The organism is Aquabacterium sp. (assembly GCF_014378415.1).
In the GTDB taxonomy this organism is placed as follows: Bacteria; Pseudomonadota; Gammaproteobacteria; order Burkholderiales; family Burkholderiaceae_C; genus Aquabacterium.
Genome location: NZ_JACMNS010000104.1, coordinates 1 through 22,491 on the forward strand (window position 1 = coordinate 1; position 22,491 = coordinate 22,491).

The 22,491-nt window shown below is 63.0% G+C and carries 23 protein-coding genes; 17 read left to right on the forward strand and 6 right to left on the reverse strand.

Going from position 1 to position 22,491, the window contains the following annotated elements:
- Nucleotides 1-372 (reverse strand): carboxymuconolactone decarboxylase family protein (locus H7225_RS09255; protein ID WP_290661093.1); only part of this gene is annotated, 372 nt, incomplete at its 3' end.
- A 142-nt stretch (nt 373-514) separates the two neighbouring features.
- On the opposite strand from H7225_RS09255, the gene H7225_RS09260 reads away from it, so the two are divergent.
- Both H7225_RS09260 and H7225_RS09265 read left to right on the forward strand, forming a co-directional pair.
- Nucleotides 515-1,513, forward strand: coding sequence for a septal ring lytic transglycosylase RlpA family protein (locus tag H7225_RS09260; protein ID WP_290661095.1), 999 nt, complete (start codon nt 515-517; stop codon nt 1,511-1,513).
- Nucleotides 1,513-2,382 carry a DMT family transporter gene (locus H7225_RS09265; RefSeq protein WP_290661097.1) on the forward strand — a complete coding sequence of 290 codons (870 nt, stop codon included), beginning with the start codon at nt 1,513-1,515 and terminating at the stop codon, nt 2,380-2,382. Before H7225_RS09260 ends, H7225_RS09265 begins: the two co-directional genes overlap by 1 nt.
- A gap of 7 nt (nt 2,383-2,389) precedes the next feature.
- Here H7225_RS09265 and hemE read toward each other — a convergent pair whose 3' ends face one another.
- Nucleotides 2,390-3,496 (reverse strand): uroporphyrinogen decarboxylase, encoded by a 1,107-nt coding sequence (gene hemE, locus H7225_RS09270; RefSeq protein WP_290661099.1) that lies wholly within the window; start codon nt 3,494-3,496, stop codon nt 2,390-2,392.
- A 117-nt stretch (nt 3,497-3,613) separates the two neighbouring features.
- Between hemE and H7225_RS09275 the strand changes: the two genes are divergently transcribed.
- From H7225_RS09275 to H7225_RS09285, 3 genes are read left to right on the forward strand one after another with little or no spacing between them, the layout of a single operon-like run.
- A complete protein-coding gene (locus H7225_RS09275) occupies nt 3,614-4,396 on the forward strand; it encodes a hypothetical protein (RefSeq protein ID WP_290661101.1) in 783 nt (260 codons plus the stop codon).
- A gap of 42 nt (nt 4,397-4,438) precedes the next feature.
- Nucleotides 4,439-5,059, forward strand: coding sequence for a hypothetical protein (locus H7225_RS09280; protein WP_290661103.1), 621 nt, complete (start codon nt 4,439-4,441; stop codon nt 5,057-5,059).
- A gap of 51 nt (nt 5,060-5,110) precedes the next feature.
- Nucleotides 5,111-6,499, forward strand: a complete 1,389-nt coding sequence (locus H7225_RS09285; protein WP_290661105.1) for a hypothetical protein — start codon at nt 5,111-5,113, stop codon at nt 6,497-6,499.
- 89 nt (nt 6,500-6,588) lie between these two features.
- Here H7225_RS09285 and H7225_RS09290 read toward each other — a convergent pair whose 3' ends face one another.
- Genes H7225_RS09290 through H7225_RS09300 form a run of 3 tightly spaced genes read right to left on the reverse strand, consistent with a single transcriptional unit; the run spans nt 6,589 to nt 10,249 of the window.
- A complete protein-coding gene (locus tag H7225_RS09290) occupies nt 6,589-7,686 on the reverse strand; it encodes a hypothetical protein (RefSeq protein WP_290661107.1) in 1,098 nt (365 codons plus the stop codon).
- Between the two features lie 51 nt (nt 7,687-7,737).
- Nucleotides 7,738-9,372 carry a GH3 auxin-responsive promoter family protein gene (locus tag H7225_RS09295; protein ID WP_290661109.1) on the reverse strand — a complete coding sequence of 545 codons (1,635 nt, stop codon included), beginning with the start codon at nt 9,370-9,372 and terminating at the stop codon, nt 7,738-7,740.
- Between the two features lies 1 nt (nt 9,373).
- A complete protein-coding gene (locus H7225_RS09300; RefSeq protein WP_290661111.1) occupies nt 9,374-10,249 on the reverse strand; it encodes a hypothetical protein in 876 nt (291 codons plus the stop codon).
- A gap of 208 nt (nt 10,250-10,457) precedes the next feature.
- On the opposite strand from H7225_RS09300, the gene H7225_RS09305 reads away from it, so the two are divergent.
- From H7225_RS09305 to H7225_RS09350, 10 genes are all read left to right on the forward strand, one after another.
- Entirely contained in the window at nt 10,458-10,973 is a 516-nt protein-coding gene (locus tag H7225_RS09305) for a GNAT family N-acetyltransferase (RefSeq protein WP_290661113.1), read from the forward strand.
- A gap of 115 nt (nt 10,974-11,088) precedes the next feature.
- Nucleotides 11,089-11,631, forward strand: coding sequence for an ATP synthase subunit I (locus H7225_RS09310; RefSeq protein WP_290661115.1), 543 nt, complete (start codon nt 11,089-11,091; stop codon nt 11,629-11,631).
- A 12-nt stretch (nt 11,632-11,643) separates the two neighbouring features.
- Entirely contained in the window at nt 11,644-12,534 is an 891-nt protein-coding gene (gene atpB, locus H7225_RS09315) for a F0F1 ATP synthase subunit A (RefSeq protein ID WP_290661117.1), read from the forward strand.
- A 60-nt stretch (nt 12,535-12,594) separates the two neighbouring features.
- Nucleotides 12,595-12,843 (forward strand): F0F1 ATP synthase subunit C, encoded by a 249-nt coding sequence (gene atpE, locus H7225_RS09320; protein ID WP_290661119.1) that lies wholly within the window; start codon nt 12,595-12,597, stop codon nt 12,841-12,843.
- 37 nt (nt 12,844-12,880) lie between these two features.
- Entirely contained in the window at nt 12,881-13,351 is a 471-nt protein-coding gene (locus tag H7225_RS09325) for a F0F1 ATP synthase subunit B (RefSeq protein WP_290661121.1), read from the forward strand.
- Between the two features lie 2 nt (nt 13,352-13,353).
- Complete coding sequence (locus tag H7225_RS09330; RefSeq protein WP_290661123.1) at nt 13,354-13,887, forward strand: F0F1 ATP synthase subunit delta; 534 nt, start codon at nt 13,354-13,356, stop codon at nt 13,885-13,887.
- A 114-nt stretch (nt 13,888-14,001) separates the two neighbouring features.
- Nucleotides 14,002-15,555 carry a F0F1 ATP synthase subunit alpha gene (gene atpA, locus H7225_RS09335; protein WP_290661125.1) on the forward strand — a complete coding sequence of 518 codons (1,554 nt, stop codon included), beginning with the start codon at nt 14,002-14,004 and terminating at the stop codon, nt 15,553-15,555.
- A gap of 13 nt (nt 15,556-15,568) precedes the next feature.
- A complete protein-coding gene (gene atpG, locus H7225_RS09340; RefSeq protein WP_290661127.1) occupies nt 15,569-16,435 on the forward strand; it encodes a F0F1 ATP synthase subunit gamma in 867 nt (288 codons plus the stop codon).
- A gap of 29 nt (nt 16,436-16,464) precedes the next feature.
- Entirely contained in the window at nt 16,465-17,877 is a 1,413-nt protein-coding gene (gene atpD / locus H7225_RS09345; RefSeq protein ID WP_290661129.1) for a F0F1 ATP synthase subunit beta, read from the forward strand.
- Nucleotides 17,878-17,968: 91 nt separating this feature from the next.
- Nucleotides 17,969-18,388 (forward strand): F0F1 ATP synthase subunit epsilon, encoded by a 420-nt coding sequence (locus H7225_RS09350; RefSeq protein ID WP_290661131.1) that lies wholly within the window; start codon nt 17,969-17,971, stop codon nt 18,386-18,388.
- A gap of 53 nt (nt 18,389-18,441) precedes the next feature.
- Here the strand turns inward: H7225_RS09350 and H7225_RS09355 are convergent, their stop codons facing one another.
- Complete coding sequence (locus H7225_RS09355; protein ID WP_290661133.1) at nt 18,442-19,527, reverse strand: AraC family transcriptional regulator; 1,086 nt, start codon at nt 19,525-19,527, stop codon at nt 18,442-18,444.
- Nucleotides 19,528-19,654: 127 nt separating this feature from the next.
- Between H7225_RS09355 and H7225_RS09360 the strand changes: the two genes are divergently transcribed.
- Both H7225_RS09360 and ilvA read left to right on the forward strand, forming a co-directional pair.
- Nucleotides 19,655-20,890 (forward strand): oxygenase MpaB family protein, encoded by a 1,236-nt coding sequence (locus H7225_RS09360; RefSeq protein ID WP_290661135.1) that lies wholly within the window; start codon nt 19,655-19,657, stop codon nt 20,888-20,890.
- A 23-nt stretch (nt 20,891-20,913) separates the two neighbouring features.
- Entirely contained in the window at nt 20,914-22,482 is a 1,569-nt protein-coding gene (gene ilvA, locus H7225_RS09365) for a threonine ammonia-lyase, biosynthetic (protein ID WP_290661137.1), read from the forward strand.
- Nucleotides 22,483-22,491: the final 9 nt, after the last annotated feature.

Genomic DNA, 22,491 nt, shown 5'->3' on the forward strand with positions numbered 1-22,491 from the left:
AAATCCGGTGTTGGCGGCGGGCACGCCAGCGTAGATCGAGATCTGGATCAGGGCCTCGCGCACTTCTTCCACGCTCAGGGTGTGCGCGTTGCCGGGCGTCAAGGCGCCCCGCAAGTGGATGTCGAACTCGTCCCAGCGGCCCAGGGCGCTGGTCACGGCCAACACGATGATGCGGCGGGTTTTCCAGTCCAGGCCGGGGCGGCCCCAGACACCATGCCAGGCGTAGTCAGTGATGAAGTGCTGGAACTCGGCCGTGAAGGCGTTGGCCTTGGCCACCGACTTGTCCACCCAGGCGTCGCCCAAGGCGGCCCGCCGGTTGCGCATGCCCCTCTCGAAAGGATGATCGAAGGGGCGTTCGAGGTCGGAGGACATGGCGGCGCATTTCAAAGTTCGGTGTGTGAATTGTGCCGCGCTTGGGCCTGATTTCACGCCTGATGAAAACCCCTCTGGCGCATTTGCCCTGCCAGCACGGCGTGCCAGCCAGTGCAGCGGCAAGTCGTGTATGGTGCGGGCCATGTCTGTTTTTGTCTTGCGCTCATCCTTTGGCCTTTCGGTCAGCTTGCTGGCCTTGCTGATCCTGGCTGGATGCGCCTCGGGGCCTGGTCCGGCGACGGCGACCCGCTCGCCAGCGGGGGGGCGGGATGGTCCGCCAGCGGTGACGCCCGCCGACCTGGCCAAGCTGCCCGACCCCGAGCCCAAGGTTGAGCCCATCCGCCAGGGTGGGCCCAACAAGCCTTACTCGGTCATGGGCCAAAGTTACGCGCCCATGTCCACGGACGTGTCCTGGAAGCAGCGTGGCCTGGCCTCCTGGTATGGCCAAAAATTCCATGGGCGGCGCACGGCCAGTGGCGAGCTCTTCAGCCTCTATGGCTTGACCGCGGCCCACCGCACCTTGCCCATCCCCAGCTATGTGCGCGTGCGCCACATCGCGTCTGGCAAGGAGGTGATCGTGCGGGTCAATGATCGTGGGCCTTTTCACTCGTCCCGGGTGCTGGACCTGAGTTACGCGGCGGCCCTGAAACTGGGCATCGTGGCCATGGGCAGTGCCGAGGTGGAGCTGGAGCGCCTGACGTTTGACGACATCCGCACGGGGGCATGGCGTCGCGGCCTGCCTGCCATGAGCCAAGAGCCGGGCAATGACGATCCCATCGCGACTTTGGCTTCGGCGACCGCGCCCCCGCCAGCTACCGCTGCGGCCGATCCCTTGGCCCAGGCACTTGACAACGCCAAGACTTCACCCGTGGCCGAAGCCCCCGGACGTGCCTACACCCAGGCCGCCCGTGGCTTTTGGGTGCAGTTGGCCGCGCTGGGCAAACGCGAGGGGGTCGACCAGTTGCAGCAACGGGTCACCACCGAACTGTCGTCCCTGACGCCGCTGATGGCGGTGTTCAAAGAGGCGGCCTTGTTCCGCCTGCAGGTGGGCCCCTATGAAAGCCGCGAGCAGGCGCAAGGCGTGGCGCAATCCGTCCGCGAAGTCCTGGCCCTGAACCCCATGGTGATCGAGCGACGTTGATGCCTTACCTTGCGCTGGTGGGCAACGCGATGATCTGGGGGCTGTCCTGGTGGCCATTGCGGCAACTGCAGGCCATGGGCTTGCACCCCCTGTGGGCCACCTCGATTTTCTTCGTGCTGAGCACGGGTTTGGTCATGGCCTGGCGGCCGTCGGCCCTGGCGGTGCTGCTTCGCTCTCCTGCGCTGTGGTGCTTGGCCCTGGCGGCTGGCAGCACCAACGCGGCTTTCAACTGGGGCGTGAGCGTGGGTGAGGTGGTTCGCGTGGTGCTGCTGTTCTACCTGATGCCCGTGTGGGCGGCGCTGCTGGCCTGGCTGACACTGGGCGAGCGGCCCACCTCGGCGGCGGCCTTTCGGGTGGCTTTGGCGCTGTTGGGGGCCGTGCTGGTGCTCAAGCCGGCTGACGCGCCCTGGCCGGTCTTCGCGGGCTTGCCCGATGTGCTGGGCCTGGTGGGTGGATTCGGTTTCGCGGCCAACAACGTGATCCTTCGGCAGCAGGTACACCAGGACACGGCCGCGCGCGCCCTGGCGATGTTCATGGGCGGCATCCTGCTGCCGGGTTGCCTGGCGGTGGTCTTGTCAAGCCAGGGCGTCATCCCACCCTTGCCCGCATTCGACGCGCGCTGGTTGTTCGGCGCGCTGGCGCTGGGCCTGCTCATGTTCTGCGGCAACATGGCATTGCAATATGGCGCCTCGCGCGTGCCGGTCAACATCAGCTCGGTGGTGATGCTGACCGAAATCGTGTTCGCCGCCGGTTCCGCCGTGTGGTGGGGCGGCGAGGTGCTCACCCCGATCATGATGGCGGGCGGTGGTTTGATCCTGCTGGCCGCCGTTCTGGCCTCCCGCGAAGGCTCAACCGCCCACGCGGCCTGACAGCGCCTCAGCTGCGCTGGCGGCGCGAGTGTTCGTGCACCGTGTCCACCAGCACCGACACGTGCTCGGGTGGCGTGAACTGGCTGATGCCATGGCCCAGGTTAAAGATGTGGCCGTGGCCGGCACTCGGCACCCCAAAGCTGTCCAGCGTTTTGATGACTTCGGCCTGGATTTGCGCGGGTTGGGCGAACAGCACGTTGGGGTCGAGGTTGCCCTGCAAGGCCACGCGGTCACCCACGCGCGCACGGGCCTGGGCCAGGTTCACGGTCCAGTCCAGGCCGATGACATCGGCGCCGGCGTCGGCGATCTGGTCGATCCACAGGCCGCCGCCTTTGGTGAACACGATGTGCGGGATGCGGAAACCATCGTGTTCTTTCTTCAGCTTCGACAGCACGCGCTTCGTGTAGGCCAAGCTGAATTCCTGGAAGGCCCCATCGGCCAGCACGCCGCCCCACGAGTCGAACACCATCACTGCTTGGGCGCCCGCTTCGATCTGGGTGTTGAGGTACAGGGCCACGGCGTCGGCGTTGATGGCCAGGATGCGGTGCATCAGGTCGGGGCGCTGGTACATCAGGGTCTTGACCAGTCGGTAGTCGTCCGAGCCACCGCCTTCGACCATGTAGCAGGCCAGCGTCCAGGGGCTGCCTGAAAAGCCGATCAGGGGCACGCGGCCCACGCCGTCTGAATCAGCCAGGGCTTTGCGGATGGTGCGCACGGCGTCGAACACGTAGCGCAGTTTGTCCATGTCGGGCACGGCCAGCTTGGCCACGGCGGCTTCGTCGCGCACCACGTTGGCGAACTTGGGGCCCTCGCCGGCGGCAAAGCTCAAGCCCAGGCCCATGGCATCGGGCACGGTCAGGATGTCGCTGAACAGGATGGCCGCGTCCAGGTCGTAGCGGGCCAGCGGCTGCAGGGTGACTTCGCAGGCGGCTTCGGGGTTGGTGGCCAGGCCCATGAAGCTGCCGGCCTTGTCGCGCGTGGCGCGGTACTCGGGCAAATAGCGGCCCGCCTGGCGCATCAGCCACACGGGCGTGGCGTCGGTGGGCAGGCGCAGGCATGCCCGAAGGAAGCGGTCATTGGCCAGGGAGGGAAGCTTGGGCGTGGCGGTGGTCATCCCGGCATTGTAGGCAGTGCCCTCGCCGGACGGATGTCACGCATGCTCGGAAAATGTTCCTTTGCCTCCGCATTTGTCACAAGGGTGGCGCGTGCCGCCTTCTGGCACGATCTTGGCATGATCCAAGCAGTTGAAGCGATCACTCATGCCCTGAACCGCACCGAGCATGGCTACGCCGCCATCGATGGTGCTGCTGGCACCATGGTCCAGCCTTACATGATTCGTCTGAACGCGCCCGTCGCGGAGGATGATGTGCGCCGTGCCATGCGTTCCCTGGTCAGCCACCATCCCCGCCTGCGGGGTGTGGTGGCGCCGGGGCTGTATTTCTACCGCTTGCGCATCCTGCCCGATGACGACTTGGTGGACCAGCTGTTCAACGTCGCCTACCGGGTCGAAGCGCACATCAATGCGCACGACTGCGCCGCGTTGGAGGCCTACCAGAATCAGATGCTCAACGAGGTCATGCCGCTGGAGCGCGGCTTGTCGGTGCACCTGCGTTTCATACCTCATGCCTCGCAACCCGTGATCTTTTTCTGCCTGCACCATCTGTTCGGCGATGGGCGCACCTGCATGCAACTGGTGGGCGATCTGCTCAAGCTGCTCAATGGCCAGACCATCGAGATGCAAGCCGTGGAAACGCCGTCGATGCTGGGCGCCGTGGCGCCGGCCCATTGGTGGCAATGGCCCCGGCAAATCTGGCGCTCGCGCCAGCACAAGGTGAACGAGGCGAAGCGCCAGGCTGGCCTGCACATCCAGCAATTGCCAATGCAGACCACCACGCACTTCTCGGTCAACGCCATGCGCCAGCACCGGGTCAGCGTGGGCTCGGCGGTCTTGCGCCAGGCCGCGCGCAAGCTGGGGGTGTCGCTGAACACCTTCATGGTCTCGGCCGTGGCCTAAAGTTTCCTGGACCAGGCGCCCGATGATCCTCAAGCCGCCGCCGTGATCCGCGTCTCGGTGGACCTGCGCCGTCATTACCCCGAGTCGCGCCGGTTCGGTCCGCTGTGGGGCAACCACGTGGGTGCCTTTCTGGTCACCGAAGACGATCCGCGCAAGTCCCTGCCAGAGCGGGTGCGGTCGGTGGGGGCGCACGTCAAGGAGGGGCTGGACCGATTTGCGCGGCGCGAGATGTGCTGGACTTACCTGCTGGAAGAGGCCATGCCTTGGCTGGGCCGAACCTTGATCGGGCACGTCGCCCACCAGCTCAAGCGCCAGAACAAGTGCCCCAAGATCAGCTGCCATTGCACCAGTCTGGGCGATGTCAGTGGCATCAACCCACCGGGTGCGGCCATCAGGGCCATCGAGTTCCAGCCCATCGTGACCAGCGTGGCCCTGCTGATGGTGATGGTGGAGCTCGACGGTGTGTTCTACCTGCCCACCTCTTGGCAGCGCAGCGACAACACGGTGCAAGAGATCGACGCTTACCTGGCGCGCCTTGACCGCACCTTTGAAAGATTGGTGGGCGAAGCAGGCATCGACCCCCCAGTGCTGGTGGCCAAGCCCCGCGACGATGAGCCTTTGTCAAGCATGCCGTTGAATGCATGCGATTCGTTGAACGCCTGATCACCTGTTCACGGGGGTGGCACCCGGCCGATGTCAGGCCATGATGCGTGCATGGTCGCTATCACCCAAGACATCGTCCCCTTCAACCGCACCGAGCATGCCTATTCCGCCGTTGAAGGCCTGGTCGGCACCATGATCCAGCCCTACTTGCTGAGGCTGAGTGCGCCGGTGGACACCTTGCTGGTCAAGCGCGTGTTGCGTCAGATGGTCACGCTCTACCCCAAGCTGCGTGCCGTCATTGAGCCGGGGCTTCACCGCTACCACTTCCGCATCCTGCCAGATGACCTGGTGGTGGATCAGTTGTTTGAACTCGCCTTCGAAGTGCAGCCGCACATCCCTGTGGATGATCCGGCCGCGCTGCAAGCCTGGCATCGCCAATGCATGCACCACGTGGTGCCCCTGGAGAAAGGCATCGGGCTGCGCATGTGGTACGTGCCGCATGCCCAGCGGCCCGTGCTGATGTTCGGTGTGCCGCACATCTTTGCCGATGGCATGACGATGCTGCACCTGGTCAAGCAGTGCATCCTGGGGATCAATGGCCTGCCGATGGAGGCCATGCCCATCGAGGCACCTTCCATGGTGGGCGCCATCGCCCCCGCGCTGTGGTGGCAATGGCCCGGCAAGGTGTGGCGTTCGCGGCAGCACAAGGTTGCTGAGAGCCAACTGCTGGCCAGCGTCAACGTGCAGCAACTGCCCCGCCAACCGAGGCCAAATTACGGCACCTCCGGCCTGAGCCAAGGGGCACTGCCCGTGCCTGTGGCGGACCTGCGCAAAGCGGCGCGCCAATTGGGCGTGACCCTCAATACCTTCCTGACCGCGGCGATTGCCCAGACCTTTCTGGAGCAGGCCCCCGATGATCCCAAGGCCGCGGCCGTGATCCGCACCTCGGTGGACATGCGGCGCTACTACGCCAAGTCGGCAGGACACGGCCCCTTGTGGGGCAACCACGTGGGCGCCTTCCTGGTGATCGAGCAGGGGCCGGGCAAGTCCCTGCAGGAGCGTGTCAAGTCCATCGATGCCAGCATCAAGGAAGGGCAGTCACGCTTTGCCCGCCGCGAGATGTGCTGGACCTATCTGTTCGAAGAGCTGATGCCTTTGATGGGCCGCACCCTGATCGGCCATGTGGGCGTGAAGTTGCGCCGGGCGGATCGATTTCCGCAGATCAGTGCCCACGCCACCAGCCTGGGCGACGTCTGCGGCTACATCAATTCCAAGGACGCGGCGATCCAGGTCGCGCAGTTCTCGGCGGCGGTCAACAGCATCTCGCCGATCATGGGCTTGATGGAGGTCAATGACGAACTGCTCTGCTCCATGATCTGGCAGGAGTCAGAGACCTCGGCGGATGAGGTGGCCGCCTTCAGCGAACACCTCGGTTCAACCATGCGGCGCATGGTCCGCGAGGTTTTGCCTGAGCCAGCACACGACCACAAAGTCCATTGAACGCTTGGCACCCGTTCAGGGGTGAGGGGCAAATTCATGAGCACTTTGCCGATCGCTCCCCGCAGATCATCGCCGGGGTCATGGGCGGGTTAAAGGCGGCCCAACTCCACGTACAGCGGGCGCTCGTCGATGCCGGGGCGAGGATCCTCGCCATAGCTCAGCCAGAAGTGGCTGGAGAACAGCTTCTGGCGTTTGTAGCCACGTGGCACCTCGGCCAGCGGATCAGTCTGCGTGATGCCGATGGCCAGCGCATCGTATTTCTGGCCCTGGTGGGCCATGACCCAGTCGATCAGGCCCTGCAGCACGGCCTTGTCGTCTTGGGCCACCAGGATGTTGTACAGCGACAGGTAGTTCAGCTCGCCGCCGATGGCGGGCAGCTTGAAGCCGCCAGTCAAGCTCACGTAGAGGTTGTACAGCGGGCGCAGCACCTTGACGATGGGCTTGAAGCCCACGATGCGTGTCTGCTTGTAGGCCTTCTGGTTCCAGCCTGCCAAAAAGCCGACGATCTCGCCATCGCGCGTGGCCAGGGCGAAGTCGCCGATCGACAGGCCCGCGTAGTACGGATCGCCCGCCACCAGCTTGCTGAAGTCGTACACCGGGTAGCCATTGCGGCGCGGTGCTTCCACATCAAAGAAGGCCTGCATGGCAGGCACATCGGCCATGGTGGCCGCGCGGATCTGCACGCCCGCCGGGATGCGCGGTGTGATCTTGCGCGTGAAGATGAAGCTGGTTTCAATCGCGTGGCTGATCCAGTAGCGGAACAGCACGCCATCGGCCGACTTGGCGGCAGCGTCCAGCGGCGCCGTGTTCTCTTTCAACACGATGCCTTGCAGCAGGTCCTCGCTTGATCGGAACTTCTTTTGCTCAACGAACAAGTTAGAGGCGATGCCGCGTCGACGGTAGAACGGGTCCACCCGCGTGTCGCCCGAGTAATAAACACGGCGCTTTTGCCCACTGATGAACAGCTCGCGGCCCGAGATCACCGTCAGGCCTGCCAGCACATCGGGGCGCTCATCGTCATCGGCCACCGTCAACACAAACTCGTCACCGATCACCTTGGCCCCGACGAAGAAGTCCGGGTCGCGCTGGAAGCACATCTGCGCCACACCCGGCATCGTGATCTTGGTGATCAGGTCCTGCATCTTGGCGTTGTCGGCGGGGGTGCCCAGTCTTACGGTGATGGCCATGTTCGGTGCAAGTGGTTGTTCGGGTGGTGGTGATTCTGAAGCAAGCGCTGGTCAGGTGGCGACCGTGTCCAGCACGTCGCGCAACACAGGCGGTACTTCGCCACGCCAATGGCGCAAGGGTTCGATCTTGATGTTGCCTTCGATCATGCCGCGAAGGCGACATTGGTCCAGGTAGATCTCGCGCATGTGGGGCAGGGCGATACAAGCGGCCGGCTGCAACTGGCCCAGCTCGCGGGCCAACTTGTAGTGAAAATTGCTCAGCAGGGATTTTTCCAGCTGAATCGACAGCGACTGCTGCAAGGCATCGCGGTTCACTTCCGGCGCGCACTCCACCAGCAGCACATAGCCGGGCGACTGATGGGTGCTGTGGTCCAACGCCAGCAAGGTCACCGGCAGCGCGTTGTCCAGCAGCAGGCCGTCCTGCACCTGTTGTGCGGTGGTGGCGCTGATCTTCTCGCCCACCAGGTCCACGCCGTCGTTGCGGCCCAAAAAGGTAAAGCAAGGCACTTGTCCCAGGTGCCCATCCACGCGGATCACATCGCTCATCTTGTAGCGCGCAAAGCCGCTGCCGGTGGTCATGATGGGGATCACGTCCTGGCCTTCGCGCAACTGCCAGGGGGCCAGCACCCGGTCATCCTGCGCGTCCTGGAACTCGTAAAAGTGGCTCAGGTAGGACAGCGGGTATCGGCCTTGAAACGGGAAGGTCACCACGCCCTCGGTGGCCCACAGGCCCTTGCCCTGGAAGTTGGCGTGCGGCATCAGCGACTTGAGCTTTTGCGCCCAGGGCGCGGCGGCGGCCGTGTCCCACGCGCTCAGCACGGCCAACTGCGGCCACAGCTTCGCGAAGAATTCGGCGCTCGTCGCGCCATTCCATTCGCGCAGCAACTGCGCGGCGCGGGGCGACTGCGGGCAAGGCAACCCGGCCATGTGCGATGTGCGATGGCCCCATTGCCCCCGTGACAAGGCCTCGGCCAGCTCTTCACGCCAGCGGCCCATCTGCTCCAGCAGGCCCAGGCCAAACGTGGGGCTCCACACCGAGATGAAGCCCAGCGCTTCGTCGGACACCAGGTAGGCCAAGGTGGCGAACAAGGAGTCCTCCGACGTCTCGGCCAGCGCAATCTCTTGCGGTGCCGCTTGGGTCAAATACGCCAGCAGGCGTTTGCCCCAGGACAACATCTTCATGTCGTCGTTGATGTCGCCGGCGGCCTGGCCGCGCATGTCGGTGGGGATCCACGACAACGACCAGTAGTGCGTGCCATGGGCCTGCCCGGGGAACTGGCGGTACAGATCGCCCACCCAAGCCGTGATCACCTGGTCCAGCTCGTCCAGGAACATCTTGGTGTACGGGATCCACTTCACCGCCGAGGTCGAGCCGCTGGTGGGTTGGTAGCGCATCACCGGCGAGTCGATCAGCAAGTTCTGCTTGCGCTCGCGTTGCTGCAAGAGCAGCTCGGCATAGTCGCTGTAAGTGGTCACGGGATGCTGGCGGGCGAACTCTTCCCACGACCAATCCGCGCGGATGCCGCGGCGTTGTCCTTCGGGTGAATTGGCGGCAGCGGACAACCAACGCGACAGCCTGGCGCGCTGGATCGATTCCAGTTCGCCAAGATGCCGTTCAAAACGGCGCCGGCCCGGGGCGACCAGCAGTTTGAGAAGGTGGTGTCCTAGGGTATGACTGGCCCCCATGTCAGGAGGCCTTGGTCCGCTCGATCGCCTCGTCGGCGTCAACGTCCAGCCATGCCTGCTTGTGGTGGTCTCCACTCGATGTCGCTTGACGCTTGGCCAGTTCCAGGCCTTCCGGGCGGTGGGTGCCCAGGACGTGCTTCCTGACCCACTTCAAGGGCACGTCCACGATCGAGCGGAACAGGCTCTCGTAATCGCAAGCGGCCAGGCAAGGCACCTCGGTGCCACGGCGCCAGCTGGGGTTCACCTTCTCGAAGAAGGCGATGTGCGGGTTGGCCGCGACCAGCTCAGGCGTGATGGTGGCGACGTCGCCCTTCAGGCGCACATAGCTTTCGCCGAAGTCCAGCAGCATCTTCTCGCGGTCGAAGGCATCCGGGAACAACTGCTGGCAATACGCCTCGGTGACGCGGCGGTACTGGTCGTCCTTGCCGTTCACGTTCGGGTAATAGTTGTAGAAGTTGTTGGTCATCAACAGGTACGTCTTGTACCCCTTGGAGATCAGGAACCAGTAGAAGGGCACGAAAGGGCGCTTCAGGCGTTCGATGATCAGGCGGCGGTAGAAGGTGTTGGCCAGGGCGTTGTTGCCCCAGTAAGCTTGCTCAATGATCGTGTCACCACTGAAGATGCCGCGCACACGCTTGCCATCGACCTTCAGGTCGAAAAACGTCTGCGTCGAGAAGCCCACGATCTGATCGTCCACGGCGCGCGTCACCAGGATCACGCCGGATTTTTTCGACAAGTCGGTCAGGAAGATGTCCAGCGACGTGTTCTCGTAATACTTGGCATACAGGTCATACATCTGTTTGATGTTGGTGACCGTCACTGAGCTGATGGGGCGGAAGAAGGTGCTCACCTTCTCTTTTTTGACAGTTGCAGACATAAAAATACTCCACCGGGGCGCCCAAGGCCTGGGCAACAACCCGGCAACCCTCCGAACGGGGAGCGTTGAATGGGCTGGCCGAAAAAACAAAATGTTGCAATTACTTGCCTGTTGATCAGGATGCCGCTCTTGTCCAAAATTCAGCATGGGGCTTGCCCGAGGAGCCCCCCCAAACGAGGGGTGTACCGATATACACTGCGCATCACACATGGACGCCTACATCCCTTCGATTTCTTTGTGCATGGCACAGGCGCCGCACGACTGGGAGCAGGCCGCATCCATCCTGGCCGAGTACGGTGATTCATTGGGGGTGGACCTGTCCTTCCAGTCCTTCGAGCACGAGCTGGCCGATCCTGCAGGCATGTATGGGGGGGGTGAAGAGGTGTTCCTTTTGGCTGTGGTGGATGACGCGATCGCGGGGTGTTGCGCCTTGCGCTCCCTGTTGGGCGCCAGCGAGGCCAACGCCTGCGAAATGAAGCGTCTGTACGTGCGCCCCGCCTTCCGCGGCTTCGGCCTGGGGCGCCTGCTGGTTGACGCCTTGATGCAGCGCGCTCGTGAATCGGGTTTCAGCACCATGTTCGTGGACACCTTGAGCGACATGGAGGCCGCCCGCGAGTTGTACGGCAGCCTGGGCTTCGAGCCCACCGAGCCGTATTACTTCAATCCACTGCCAGGCGCGCACTACTTCCGGGCGGATATGGATGGCGTCGTCAATCGCTATTGAATCCTGAGGTGCCGTGCAGCCTTGACCCGCGCTTGAGGGGTTCTTGTCTTGTGTATGACGTAAGACTGGATTCGACATAAGTAAGCGCGTATAATCTTTAGGTTTTGTCGACACCATGAAGCCGCCAGCCTTGTCAGTCACTTTGGGTGGCGCCCGGAAAATCGAAGAAGCCCTTGGTGGCTTCGTTGATGATTTGGAGGCTGGAGAGGCTCCAATCAGGCAGTGGAGCCGCGACGAGGTCGAGGCCCTGAGGCTGAAACGGCCGGCGGTGTCCCTGTGGCGCGTGGTCGCCATTCAGGCCCTGGCTGGCATGTTGCTCGCTTTGGTGTTCTGGGTTTTGGGTGGGCACCGTAGCAATGTGGTGTGGTCGGCGCTTTATGGTGCAGCCTGTGTGGTGGTGCCTGGTGCGCTGTTCGCCCACGGGATGAGCCGGCAGGTGTCTGCCATCAATGCCGGTGCGGCCGTTTTTGGCTTCATGCTGTGGGAGTTTTTGAAGATTGGGGTGGCAGTCATCATGTTGGTGGCTGCCGTCAAAGTGGTGCCGCATTTGAGCTGGCCTGCCTTTCTGGCGGCCCTGATTGTGTGCATCAAGCTGAATTGGCTGGCCTTGTTCATGCAAGGTCGGGTGAAGAAAAACGTCGCGAGCGACAACCGCTAACTGAGATCAACGATGGCAGCCGAAGGACAAGAAGAGCACGCCCTGACCGCCAGTGGTTACATCACGCACCACTTGCAGCATTTGCAAAAGAACTTTGACTGGGCAAACGTCAAGCAGTCCAAGATCGTCGACTTCACCGTCTTCAACGTCGACTCCCTGTTCTGGTCGCTGATCATTGGTGTGATCGGCTCGTTCGTGCTGTGGTCGATTGCGCGCCGCGCCACTTCCGGTGTGCCGGGTCGTGCGCAAGCCGCCATCGAGATGTTGTTCGAAATGGTCGACAACCAGGCCAAGGGCATCATCAAAAATGCCCACAGCCGCAAGATCGTTGCGCCGCTGGCCTTGACCGTGTTCGTCTGGATCTTCCTGATGAATTTCATGGACATGCTGCCGGTCGATCTGCTGCCGCAAGTCTGGCACCACGCCGGTCCCGCCTTGGGCTATGACGAATACATGCGTGTCGTGCCCACGGCCGACCTGTCCACCACACTGGGCCTGTCCACCAGCGTGTTGTTGATCTGCCTTTTCTACAACATCAAGATCAAGGGCCTGGGTGGTTGGTCGCACGAGCTCGTGGCCGCGCCTTTCGGCGACCACTTCCTGCTGTACCCCATCAACTTCCTGATGCAGCTGATCGAATTCACCGCCAAGACCGTCTCGCACGGCATGCGGTTGTTCGGTAACATGTTCGCCGGCGAGCTGGTGTTCATGCTCATCGCCTTGATGGGCGGCGTCTGGTCCTGGCAGTTCAACCCCACTGAAGGTTATTTCTGGTTGGGCATCGGCCACATCGCGGCCGGCACCCTCTGGACCTTGTTCCACATCCTCGTGATCACGCTGCAAGCTTTCATCTTCATGATGTTGACGCTGATCTACGTGGGTCAGGCACACGACCATCATTAAGTTGTCCCTGGTTTTTCTGTTTTCCCTTTCTCTTTTTCATTTTTCTACTTAGGAGTCATCATGGAACATGTTCTCGGTCTCGTGGCACTGGCATGCGGCATCATCGTTGGTCTGGGCGCCATCGGCGCTTCGATCGGTATCGCTTTGATGGGCGGCAAGTTCCTGGAGGCGTCGGCTCGTCAACCTGAGCTGATCAACGAACTGCAAACCAAGATGTTCATTTTGGCGGGTCTGATCGACGCGGCCTTCCTGATCGGCGTGGCCATTGCCCTGCTGTTTGCTTTCGCCAACCCGTTCGTGCTGGCTTGAGTCACCCCGAACCTTTCACGTCTGAAAGGCTCGCGCCGTGAATATCAACGCAACACTCTTCCTCCAGGCCATCGTCTTTGCGATCCTGGTGTGGTTTACCACGCGCTACATTTGGCCTCCTCTGACCAAGGCCCTGGATGAGCGTGCTCGCAAGATCGCTGACGGTCTGGCTGCGGCCGACAAGGCCAAGGCCGAATTGGCCGTGACCAACAAGCGCGTCGAAGAGCAGCTCGCCCAGACCCGTGAAGAAAGCACCAAGCGCATTGCTGACGCTGAAAAGCGTGCCCAGGCCATTGTCGAGGACGCCAAACAGCGTGCCACCGACGAAGGCGCCAAGATCATCGCTGCTGCCAAGGCTGACGCCGAACAGCAAGTGGTCCGGGCCCGTGAGTCCCTGCGTGAGCAAGTGGCCACACTGGCGGTCAAGGGTGCTGAGCAGATCCTGCAAAGAGAAGTCAACGCTGGCGTTCACGCTGAGCTGTTGAACCGTCTCCAGACGGAGCTCTGAGCATGGCTGAGCTGGCAACCATCGCGCGCCCCTATGCCGAAGCCCTCTTCAAAGTCGCCCAACAAGGCGACCTGAAGAGTTGGTCTGGGCAGGTGGAGGCGCTGGCCAACGTCGCGGCTGATCGTCAGCTGCGGGCGTTTGCCGACAACCCCAAGACCCTGCCCGCGCAGGTGTTCGATGTGTTGACGGCCGCTGCCAATCAGCCGCTCGATCCCCTGATGCAGAATTTCCTGCGTTTGGTGATTGACAATGGCCGGCTGGCGGCGTTGCCTGAAATCATCGGGCAGTTTCACGCCTTGGTGAACGCCAGTTCTGGTGTGTCCGATGCCAAGATCTTCAGCGCTTACCCGCTGGATCAGGCTCAGCTCACCAACGTGGTCAGCGCGCTCGAAAAGCGCTTTGGCCGCAAGCTGGTCGCCACCGTGGAGGTCGAGCCCGAATTGATCGGTGGCATCCGTGTGGTCGTCGGTGACGAAGCCCTGGACACCTCGGTCAAAGCCCGACTGGAACGCATGAAGGCCGCTTTAACAGCCTGATTGCGCCGCCTGATTGACGCTACCTGCGCCGCATCGACACAACTGGATCGACCTTATCCGTCGGGTTGTCTCAGGTGTGCACTTGAGACAGATTGACCCAACTGGGAGCTAAGCATGCAATTGAATCCCGCCGAAATTTCTGAACTGATCAAAAGCCGCATCGAGGGCCTGAGTGCCTCTGCGGACCTCCACAACCAAGGCACCGTTCTGTCGGTGACCGACGGCATCGTCCGCGTCCATGGCCTGTCCAATGCGATGCAGGGCGAAATGCTGGAGTTCCCCTCCACCGCCAGCGGCACCCCGACCTTCGGCCTGGCCCTGAACCTCGAGCGCGACTCTGTCGGCGCCGTGATCCTGGGCGAGTACGAACACATCTCCGAAGGCGACATCGTGAAGTGCACGGGTCGCATTTTGGAAGTGCCCGTGGGCCCCGAACTGGTGGGCCGCGTGGTCAACGCCCTCGGCCAGCCGATCGACGGCAAGGGCCCGATCAACGCCAAGATCAGCTCGCCCATCGAGAAGATCGCCCCTGGCGTGATCGCCCGTGAATCGGTGTCGCAGCCTTTGCAAACCGGCCTGAAGTCCATCGACTCGATGGTGCCCGTGGGTCGTGGTCAGCGTGAGCTGATCATTGGCGACCGCCAGACCGGCAAAACGGCCGTCGCGATCGACGCCATCATCAGCCAGAAGGGCCAAGGCGTCACCTGCATCTATGTCGCGATCGGCCAGAAGGCCTCGTCGATCAAGAACGTGGTGCGCTCGCTGGAAAACGCTGGCGCGATGGACTACACCATCGTGGTGGCCGCCTCGGCGTCCGAATCGGCCGCGATGCAGTTCGTGTCGCCCTACTCGGGTTGTGCGATGGGCGAGTACTTCCGCGACCGTGGCGAAGACGCCCTGATCGTGTATGACGACCTGTCCAAGCAGGCTGTGGCTTACCGCCAGGTGTCGCTGCTCTTGCGCCGTCCTCCCGGCCGCGAAGCCTACCCTGGCGACGTGTTTTACATTCACTCGCGCCTGTTGGAGCGTGCAGCCCGCGTGAATGCCGCCTACGTCGAAGCCTTCACCAACGGTGAAGTCAAGGGCAAGACGGGTTCGCTGACGGCATTGCCCATCATCGAAACGCAAGCTGGTGACGTGTCGGCCTTCGTGCCCACCAATGTGATCTCGATCACCGACGGCCAGATCTTCCTGGAAACCAGCCTGTTCAATGCCGGTATCCGCCCCGCCATCAACGCCGGTATCTCGGTGTCGCGCGTCGGTGGTGCTGCCCAGACCAAGCTGATCAAGAACCTGTCCGGTGGTATCCGCACCGACTTGGCCCAGTACCGTGAGTTGGCCGCGTTCGCGCAGTTCGCTTCCGACCTGGACGAAGCCACCCGCAAACAGCTGGACCGTGGTGCCCGCGTGACTGAACTGCTCAAGCAGGCTCAGTACTCGCCACTGCCGATCTCGCTGATGGGGGCCACTTTGTTCGCCGTGAACAAGGGCTTCATGGACAGCATCGAGGTCAAGAAGGTTCTGGCTTTTGAATCTGGTCTGCACCAGTTCCTCAAGACCAGCCACGCCCCGTTGTTGGACAAACTCGAACAGACCAAGGCGCTCGACAAGGACGCTGAAGCCGAGCTTCAGTCGGCCATCGTGGCGTTCAAGAAGTCGTTCGCCTGATCAGGAGCACGTCATGGCGGCAGGCAAGGAAATACGCGGCAAGATCAAGAGCGTAGAGAACACCAAGAAGATCACCAAGGCCATGGAAATGGTCGCGGCTTCAAAAATGCGCAAGGCGCAGGAACGCATGCGTGCGGCCCGGCCTTACGCGGAAAAGGTGCGCAACATCGCTGCCCATCTGTCCAAGGCCAACCCCGAGTACGTCCACCCCTTCCTGATCGCCAATGCGGGCGCCAAGAAGATTGGACTGATCGTGGTGACCGCGGACAAAGGCCTGTGTGGTGGTCTCAATACCAACGTGCTGCGTGGTGTGACGACGACTCTGAAAGAGCTCGACGCTCAGGGCAAGACCGCTGAGATCGTGGCGATCGGCAACAAGGGTTTTGGCTTTGCCAACCGCATCGGTGCCAAGGTGGTGGCGCACGTTACCCATTTGGGTGACACGCCTCACCTTGAAAAACTGATCGGCCCGGTCAAGGTGCTGCTCGACGCGTACGCGGCGGGCGAGCTGGCCTCGGTTCAGATCTGCTACACCCGTTTCATCAACACGATGAAGCAGGTAGCCTTGGTCGAACAGTTGCTGCCCTTGAAGGCTGAGACGTTGGCTTCCGAGCCAGCCCATCAGTGGGACTACATTTACGAGCCCGACGCCAAGGCGGTGATCGATGAGCTGCTGGTGCGCTACGTTGAAGCACTGATCTTCCAGGCAGTGGCCGAGAACATGGCGTCCGAGCAATCGGCGCGCATGGTGGCCATGAAGTCCGCCACCGACAACGCTGGTTCTGTGATCGCTGAGCTCAAGCTCATCTACAACAAGACCCGCCAGGCGGCGATCACCAAAGAATTGTCCGAAATCGTGGCCGGTGCGGCTGCGGTCTGACCCAGATTTAATTGATTGAAGGAACCAAGATGGCTGACACTCAAGCTGTAGGTAAGGTCGTTCAGTGCATTGGCGCCGTGGTGGACGTGGAGTTTCCCCGTGACCAGATGCCCAAGGTTTACGACGCCTTGAAGATGAACGGCTCTGCCCTGACGTTGGAAGTCCAGCAACTGCTGGGCGACGGCATCGTGCGCACCATCGCGCTGGGATCATCTGACGGTCTGCGTCGCGGCATCATGGTGTACAACACCAAGGCCGCAATCACCGTGCCCGTGGGCCCTGCCACACTGGGCCGGATCATGGACGTGCTGGGCGCGCCCATCGACGAACGTGGGCCCGTGGACCAGACTCACACCGCCTCCATCCACCGGAAGGCCCCTGCGTACGACGATCTGTCGCCTTCGCAAGAGCTGCTGGAAACCGGCATCAAGGTGATCGACTTGGTCTGCCCGTTCGCCAAAGGCGGCAAGGTGGGTCTGTTCGGTGGCGCCGGTGTGGGCAAAACAGTGAACATGATGGAACTCATCAACAACATCGCCAAGGCCCACAGCGGTCTGTCGGTGTTCGCTGGTGTGGGTGAGCGTACCCGTGAGGGCAACGACTTTTATCACGAGATGGCCGATTCGGGCGTCGTGAACCTGGAGAACCTGGGCGAATCCAAGGTTGCCATGGTCTACGGCCAGATGAACGAACCCCCAGGCAACCGTCTGCGCGTGGCGCTGACCGGCCTGACGATCGCTGAATCGTTCCGTGACGAAGGCAAGGATGTGCTGTTCTTCGTGGACAACATCTACCGCTACACCCTGGCCGGCACCGAAGTGTCCGCACTGCTGGGCCGCATGCCTTCTGCCGTGGGCTACCAGCCTACCCTGGCCGAAGAAATGGGCCGCCTGCAAGAGCGCATCACTTCGACCAAGGTTGGTTCGATCACCTCCATCCAGGCCGTTTACGTGCCAGCGGATGACTTGACCGACCCATCGCCTGCCACGACATTCGCCCACTTGGATTCCACCGTGGTGCTGTCGCGTGACATCGCTTCGCTGGGCATCTACCCCGCCGTGGACCCGCTGGATTCGACCTCGCGTCAGCTGTCCCCGAACGTGGTGGGTGAAGAGCACTATAACGTGGCCCGCGCCGTGCAAGGCACGCTGCAGCGCTACAAGGAACTGCGCGACATCATCGCCATTCTGGGCATGGACGAGCTGGCACCTGAAGACAAGCTGATTGTGTCCCGTGCACGCAAGATCCAGCGCTTCCTGTCGCAGCCTTTCCACGTCGCTGAAGTGTTCACGGGTTCGCCCGGCAAGTACGTGCCCCTGTCTGAAACCATCCGTGGCTTCAAGGGCATCGTGGCTGGCGAATACGACAGCTTGCCAGAACAAGCGTTCTACATGGTCGGCACCATCGACGAAGCCGTTGAAAAGGCCAAGGGCATTCAGTAAGCAAGACGGAGGGCGGGGGGCAACCCCTGCTCGCTGCCTGATTGATTGATTCCCGGCCCTGATCCGCTTCACCCTATCGAGAAAGCCCGTTATGTCCACCACCATTCACGTTGACGTTGTTTCGGCAGAAGAGTCCATCTTCTCCGGCGAAGCCACGTTGGTGTCGCTGCCCGGTGAGTCCGGCGAGCTTGGCATCCTGCCCCGCCACACGCCCTTGATCACGCGCATCAAGGCAGGCGCCGTGCGCATCCAGCGCGCCGACAACAACGAAGAAGAGTTCGTCTTCGTGGCTGGCGGCATCCTGGAAGTGCAGCCTGGTACCGTGACGGTGCTGGCTGACACGGCCATCCGCGGCAAGGACCTCGACGAGTCCAAGGCCAACGAAGCCAAGCGCCTGGCGCAAGAGGCCGTTCAGAACGCCAAAGGCGAGCTGGATTTGGCCAAGGCTCAGAGCGAACTGCAGATCATGATTGCCCAGTTGGTCGCCCTGCAGCGGCTGCGCAAGAAGTGATCTGAGCTGAACCTCAGCGCCTCTCCAGAAGCCCGCCACTGAGCGGGCTTTTTTCATGGCTTCTTTTTGTCGTCGTTGCCGGCTTGGCGCACGGCCATGGCGGTCATGCCGGTCCAGCGGCGCACGGCGCGGTGGAAGGAGCTGGTCTCGGCGTAGCCGGCTTCGGCCGCAATGCGGGACAGCGGCAGGTCGGTCAGGCGCAGCTGTTTCAAGGCCTGCTCCTGGCGCGCTTCTTCCACCAAGCCTTTGAAGTTCAGCCCTTGGGCGGACAGCTGCCGCTGGACATGCCGGGCCGTGCTGGCGCTCAAGCCTGTTTCCGCCAGTTCTGCGCAGACGCGGGGCAGCGTTGGGGGCTCTCCCCGGTCCAGTGCGAGCCGAATGGCCTGCGTGATCGAGGTCCGCAACGCGTCTGTGTCTTGTGTGCGGCTTTGCCATTGGCGTCGGGCCATGGCGCTCATGAGGCCATGGATCGGTGGATCGGCGTTGGGATTGGCCCAGCCCAGCCAGTCGGCGGGGATCAGCTCCCGGCATTCGGCGGATCGGAAATGCACGGGGCCACCGATGAAGTCCAGGATGGGCTGCACCTGCGCAGGTGGTGCGCAGGGCAAATCGATGCGATCGGGCATCAGGTGGCGGCCCGACACCCAGCGCGCAAAGCTCAAGCGCGAGGCGATGAAAAAAGACCAGAAGCGGTAGTCGTCGGGCAAGGGGCCCAAGGCCTCGTGGCGTGCCTCCATGTGCGATCCCGCCAACCGGTGGTGTCCACGCAGTTCGGTGCACAGCAGGCTTTGCAGTTGCTCGAACAAGGCCACGCCTTCGCCGCCCACGGTGCAGCTCATCATGGCGTAGCCGAGCGAGCCCAGGTGAGCCGGGCGAACCAGGCTGGCCACGTGCAGCCCGATGTGTTCGTCGCCCAGCAACTGGGCCGCCAGCGACAGGGACTGGCTCAGGCGCCAGGCTGGCACTCGCTGCCCCTCGTCCTGGACGGGCGAGCTCGACAAGCCCAGAAGATCGAGGATGGGTTTGGCATCAACGTTCTGGGCCTGAACATAGTCGGCCACCACGCGCACGAAAGAGGCACTGAAGCCGCGCGCGGGTGGGGTGCTGGGCGGCGAAGCAGGGGCGGGGGCTTCAATCATGGGTCACCGATGGTAGCGGGCCAGCGGTGGCTTGTGCGGCCACTTGGGTGGCGTCTGCAGTCACTGACTCAAGGGTGCTGTTCGTTCAGCATCCAGGGTCAATGCCATTGCTTCGAAGGCCTTCCTGATGTCAACGCCCTCCCTTGCCCGCCAAGCCCCTTGCGTTCAAACGCCCAGCCGACATGGCGCCGACCTGGCCATCACCCGACGCATGGCCTCGCGCTTGAAGCTGACCATCTCGGGGCCGTGCGAGCCGGATGAAGTCACTTGGAACAGGATGGGTGCGGCGCTGTGGCAAGGCGACCCTTTGGCCGACGACCTGGCCCGATGGCTCCGCGAGGAGGGCATGACCACGGCCCGCGCCCGGCTGGATCGGGCCATTGAACACGGCTTGAGCGAGAACGGTGACGACACGCCGCCAGCCTTGCGCCTCCTGATTGAGCATGTGCAGCTCACGCCGCCCTGGGTGGACCCTGCCTTGATGGCGCAAGGCGCACGATTTTTGCAAAGCACCGGTTTGCATGGCATGCGGGTCTTGCGAGACGCGGGCCTGATGGCCGGCTACCAGGCCTCGGCGATCAACCAGACGTTGGTGCAGACTGGCGCCCTGAACCGGGGCGCACACCGCCGCGTGGCCGAGACCACCTCGTGGTGGCTGGACTGCACTGCCGATGGCGGCCTGCAACGCCAAGGCGCAGGCTGGAAGACCACCTTGCATGTGCGGGTGATGCACGCGCTGCTGCGCCAGAACGTGTGCCAGCGTGACACCTGGGACGCGGCTGCCTGGGGCTTGCCCATCAACCAGGTCGACATGCAGGCCACCTACCTGGCCTTCAGCGTGGTGCAACTGTTGGCCTTGCGAACGACGGGCTTCGTGGTGACTCAGGCCGACGCGCGCGCCGTCATGCACCTGTGGCGCTACATTGGTTGGCTCATGGGGGTGGACGAGGCCTGGCTGGCCGGCGATGAGATGGGCGGCCGCGTCCAGCTCTACCGCAACCTCATCAGCCAGGCCCCGCCCGATGAGACCAGCGTGGCCTTGGGCCGGGCCCTGATGGATGAGCCCCTGGGCCGGGACCACGCTTGGCCCAGCGCCTGGCGGGGTCGTTTTGAAAAAGCGCGGCATCTGAGCCTGGTGCGCTGGTTCGTGGGCAGCGAGGGCATGCGCCACCTGGGGCTGCCGCTGGCCTGGCCTTGGCATCCGGTGCTGACCTGGTTGCCCCGATTGATCAGCACGGGCTTGCCGCGACTGCTGCCGGGCGGTCTGGATCGGCAGGTGCGCCGTGGTCGGCAAGTCCAGCTGGCCTACTGGCGCCGCGAGATGAGGGGTGGCCAGGCGCTTGGGCATTGCCCTAGACTGTAGGGCTATCCCACGGAGCCCCCACGATGTCCACCGCGCGCCCCGCCGCCACCAAAAAATCCGCAGTGCCCTTGAGCGTGCAGGACTACCTTCAGAAAATCCTGACCAGCCGGGTGTACGACGTGGCCATTGAAAGCCCGCTGGACGAGGCTCGTGGCCTGTCGCTGCGCCTGGGGCACCACATCTTCCTCAAGCGCGAGGACAAACAGCCGGTGTTCAGCTTCAAGCTGCGCGGCGCCTACAACAAGATGGCCAAGCTCAGCCCCAAGGCGCTGGCCAAGGGCGTGATCTGTGCGTCGGCCGGGAATCACGCGCAGGGCGTGGCCATGGGGGCGCGGCGTCTGGGTTGCCAGGCCATCATCGTGATGCCGGTGACCACGCCCCAAGTCAAGATCGACGCCGTGGCGCACTTTGGTGGCGACAAGGTCCAGATCGTGCTGCATGGCGAAAGCTACTCCGATGCCGCCCTGCACGCCAAAGCGCTGGAGCAGAAAAAGGGCCTGACCTTCGTCCACCCCTTTGATGATCCGGACGTGATCGCGGGCCAGGGCACGGTCGCCATGGAGATCCTGCGCCAGCACTCGGGCCCGATCGACGCGGTGTTCGTGGCCATCGGCGGCGGTGGTTTGATCAGCGGCGTGGCCGCCTACATCAAGGCAGTGCGCCCGGAGATCAAGGTCATCGGCGTGCAGACCAATGATTCCGACGCCATGGCCCGCTCGGTCAAGGCCGGCAAGCGCATCACCCTGGCCGACGTGGGCCTGTTCGCCGACGGCACGGCGGTCAAGCTGGTGGGCGAAGAAACCCTGCGCTTGGTCCGTGAGCTGGTCGACGAGTTCGTGGTGGTGAGCACCGACGAGGTCTGTGCGGCCATCAAGGACATCTACCAGGACACCCGCTCCATCGTCGAACCCTCGGGCGCGATGGGCGTGGCGGGCCTCAAGCAATACGTGGCACGCCACGGCGGCCAGGGGCGCACCTATGTGGCCATCAACTGCGGCGCGAACATGAACTTCGACCGCCTGCGCTTCGTGGCCGAGCGGGCCGAGGTGGGCGAGCAACGCGAAGCTTTGCTGGCCGTCACCATCCCCGAAGAGCGCGGTTCGTTCAAGCGGTTTTGCGAGCTGATCGGCCCACGCAGCGTGACCGAGTTCAACTACCGCATCTCGGACGAGCACAAAGCGCATGTCTTTCTGGGCGTCAGCGTCAAAGGCAAGGGCGAATCAGGCCGCCTGGCGCAGGAGTTCGAATCGCAGGGCTTTGCCGCGGTCGACCTGACGCAAGATGAATTGGCCAAGACGCACATCCGCCACATGGTGGGCGGGCGCTCCGGCCTCGCCGAAGGTGAGCGCCTGTTCCGCTTTGAGTTTCCGGAGCGGCCGGGCGCCTTGATGAGGTTCCTGACCAGCTTGCCGCCGGGCTGGAACATCAGCCTGTTCCATTACCGCAACCAGGGCGCCGATTTTGGCCGGATCCTGGTGGGTTTGCAGGTGCCCAAGCAGGACACCAAGGCCATCAAGCCCTTGCTGGATGCGCTGGGGTATGTCTACGCCGACGAGACGCGCAACCCGGTGTACCGCTTGTTTCTGCGCTGAACGAAGGGC

What these genes read in the sequence shown, in the direction of transcription:
- H7225_RS09260 (WP_290661095.1), top strand. Translation starts at nt 515, where the DNA reads ATGTCTGTTTTTGTCTTGCGCTCATCCTTTGGCCTTTCGGTCAGCTTG.
- H7225_RS09265 (WP_290661097.1), top strand. Translation starts at nt 1,513, where the DNA reads ATGCCTTACCTTGCGCTGGTGGGCAACGCGATGATCTGGGGGCTGTCC.
- hemE (WP_290661099.1), bottom strand. Translation starts at nt 3,496, where the DNA reads ATGACCACCGCCACGCCCAAGCTTCCCTCCCTGGCCAATGACCGCTTC.
- H7225_RS09275 (WP_290661101.1), top strand. Translation starts at nt 3,614, where the DNA reads ATGATCCAAGCAGTTGAAGCGATCACTCATGCCCTGAACCGCACCGAG.
- H7225_RS09285 (WP_290661105.1), top strand. Translation starts at nt 5,111, where the DNA reads ATGGTCGCTATCACCCAAGACATCGTCCCCTTCAACCGCACCGAGCAT.
- H7225_RS09290 (WP_290661107.1), bottom strand. Translation starts at nt 7,686, where the DNA reads ATGGCCATCACCGTAAGACTGGGCACCCCCGCCGACAACGCCAAGATG.
- H7225_RS09295 (WP_290661109.1), bottom strand. Translation starts at nt 9,372, where the DNA reads ATGGGGGCCAGTCATACCCTAGGACACCACCTTCTCAAACTGCTGGTC.
- H7225_RS09300 (WP_290661111.1), bottom strand. Translation starts at nt 10,249, where the DNA reads ATGTCTGCAACTGTCAAAAAAGAGAAGGTGAGCACCTTCTTCCGCCCC.
- H7225_RS09305 (WP_290661113.1), top strand. Translation starts at nt 10,458, where the DNA reads ATGGACGCCTACATCCCTTCGATTTCTTTGTGCATGGCACAGGCGCCG.
- H7225_RS09310 (WP_290661115.1), top strand. Translation starts at nt 11,089, where the DNA reads ATGAAGCCGCCAGCCTTGTCAGTCACTTTGGGTGGCGCCCGGAAAATC.
- atpB (WP_290661117.1), top strand. Translation starts at nt 11,644, where the DNA reads ATGGCAGCCGAAGGACAAGAAGAGCACGCCCTGACCGCCAGTGGTTAC.
- atpE (WP_290661119.1), top strand. Translation starts at nt 12,595, where the DNA reads ATGGAACATGTTCTCGGTCTCGTGGCACTGGCATGCGGCATCATCGTT.
- H7225_RS09330 (WP_290661123.1), top strand. Translation starts at nt 13,354, where the DNA reads ATGGCTGAGCTGGCAACCATCGCGCGCCCCTATGCCGAAGCCCTCTTC.
- atpA (WP_290661125.1), top strand. Translation starts at nt 14,002, where the DNA reads ATGCAATTGAATCCCGCCGAAATTTCTGAACTGATCAAAAGCCGCATC.
- atpG (WP_290661127.1), top strand. Translation starts at nt 15,569, where the DNA reads ATGGCGGCAGGCAAGGAAATACGCGGCAAGATCAAGAGCGTAGAGAAC.
- atpD (WP_290661129.1), top strand. Translation starts at nt 16,465, where the DNA reads ATGGCTGACACTCAAGCTGTAGGTAAGGTCGTTCAGTGCATTGGCGCC.
- H7225_RS09350 (WP_290661131.1), top strand. Translation starts at nt 17,969, where the DNA reads ATGTCCACCACCATTCACGTTGACGTTGTTTCGGCAGAAGAGTCCATC.
- H7225_RS09355 (WP_290661133.1), bottom strand. Translation starts at nt 19,527, where the DNA reads ATGATTGAAGCCCCCGCCCCTGCTTCGCCGCCCAGCACCCCACCCGCG.
- H7225_RS09360 (WP_290661135.1), top strand. Translation starts at nt 19,655, where the DNA reads ATGTCAACGCCCTCCCTTGCCCGCCAAGCCCCTTGCGTTCAAACGCCC.
- ilvA (WP_290661137.1), top strand. Translation starts at nt 20,914, where the DNA reads ATGTCCACCGCGCGCCCCGCCGCCACCAAAAAATCCGCAGTGCCCTTG.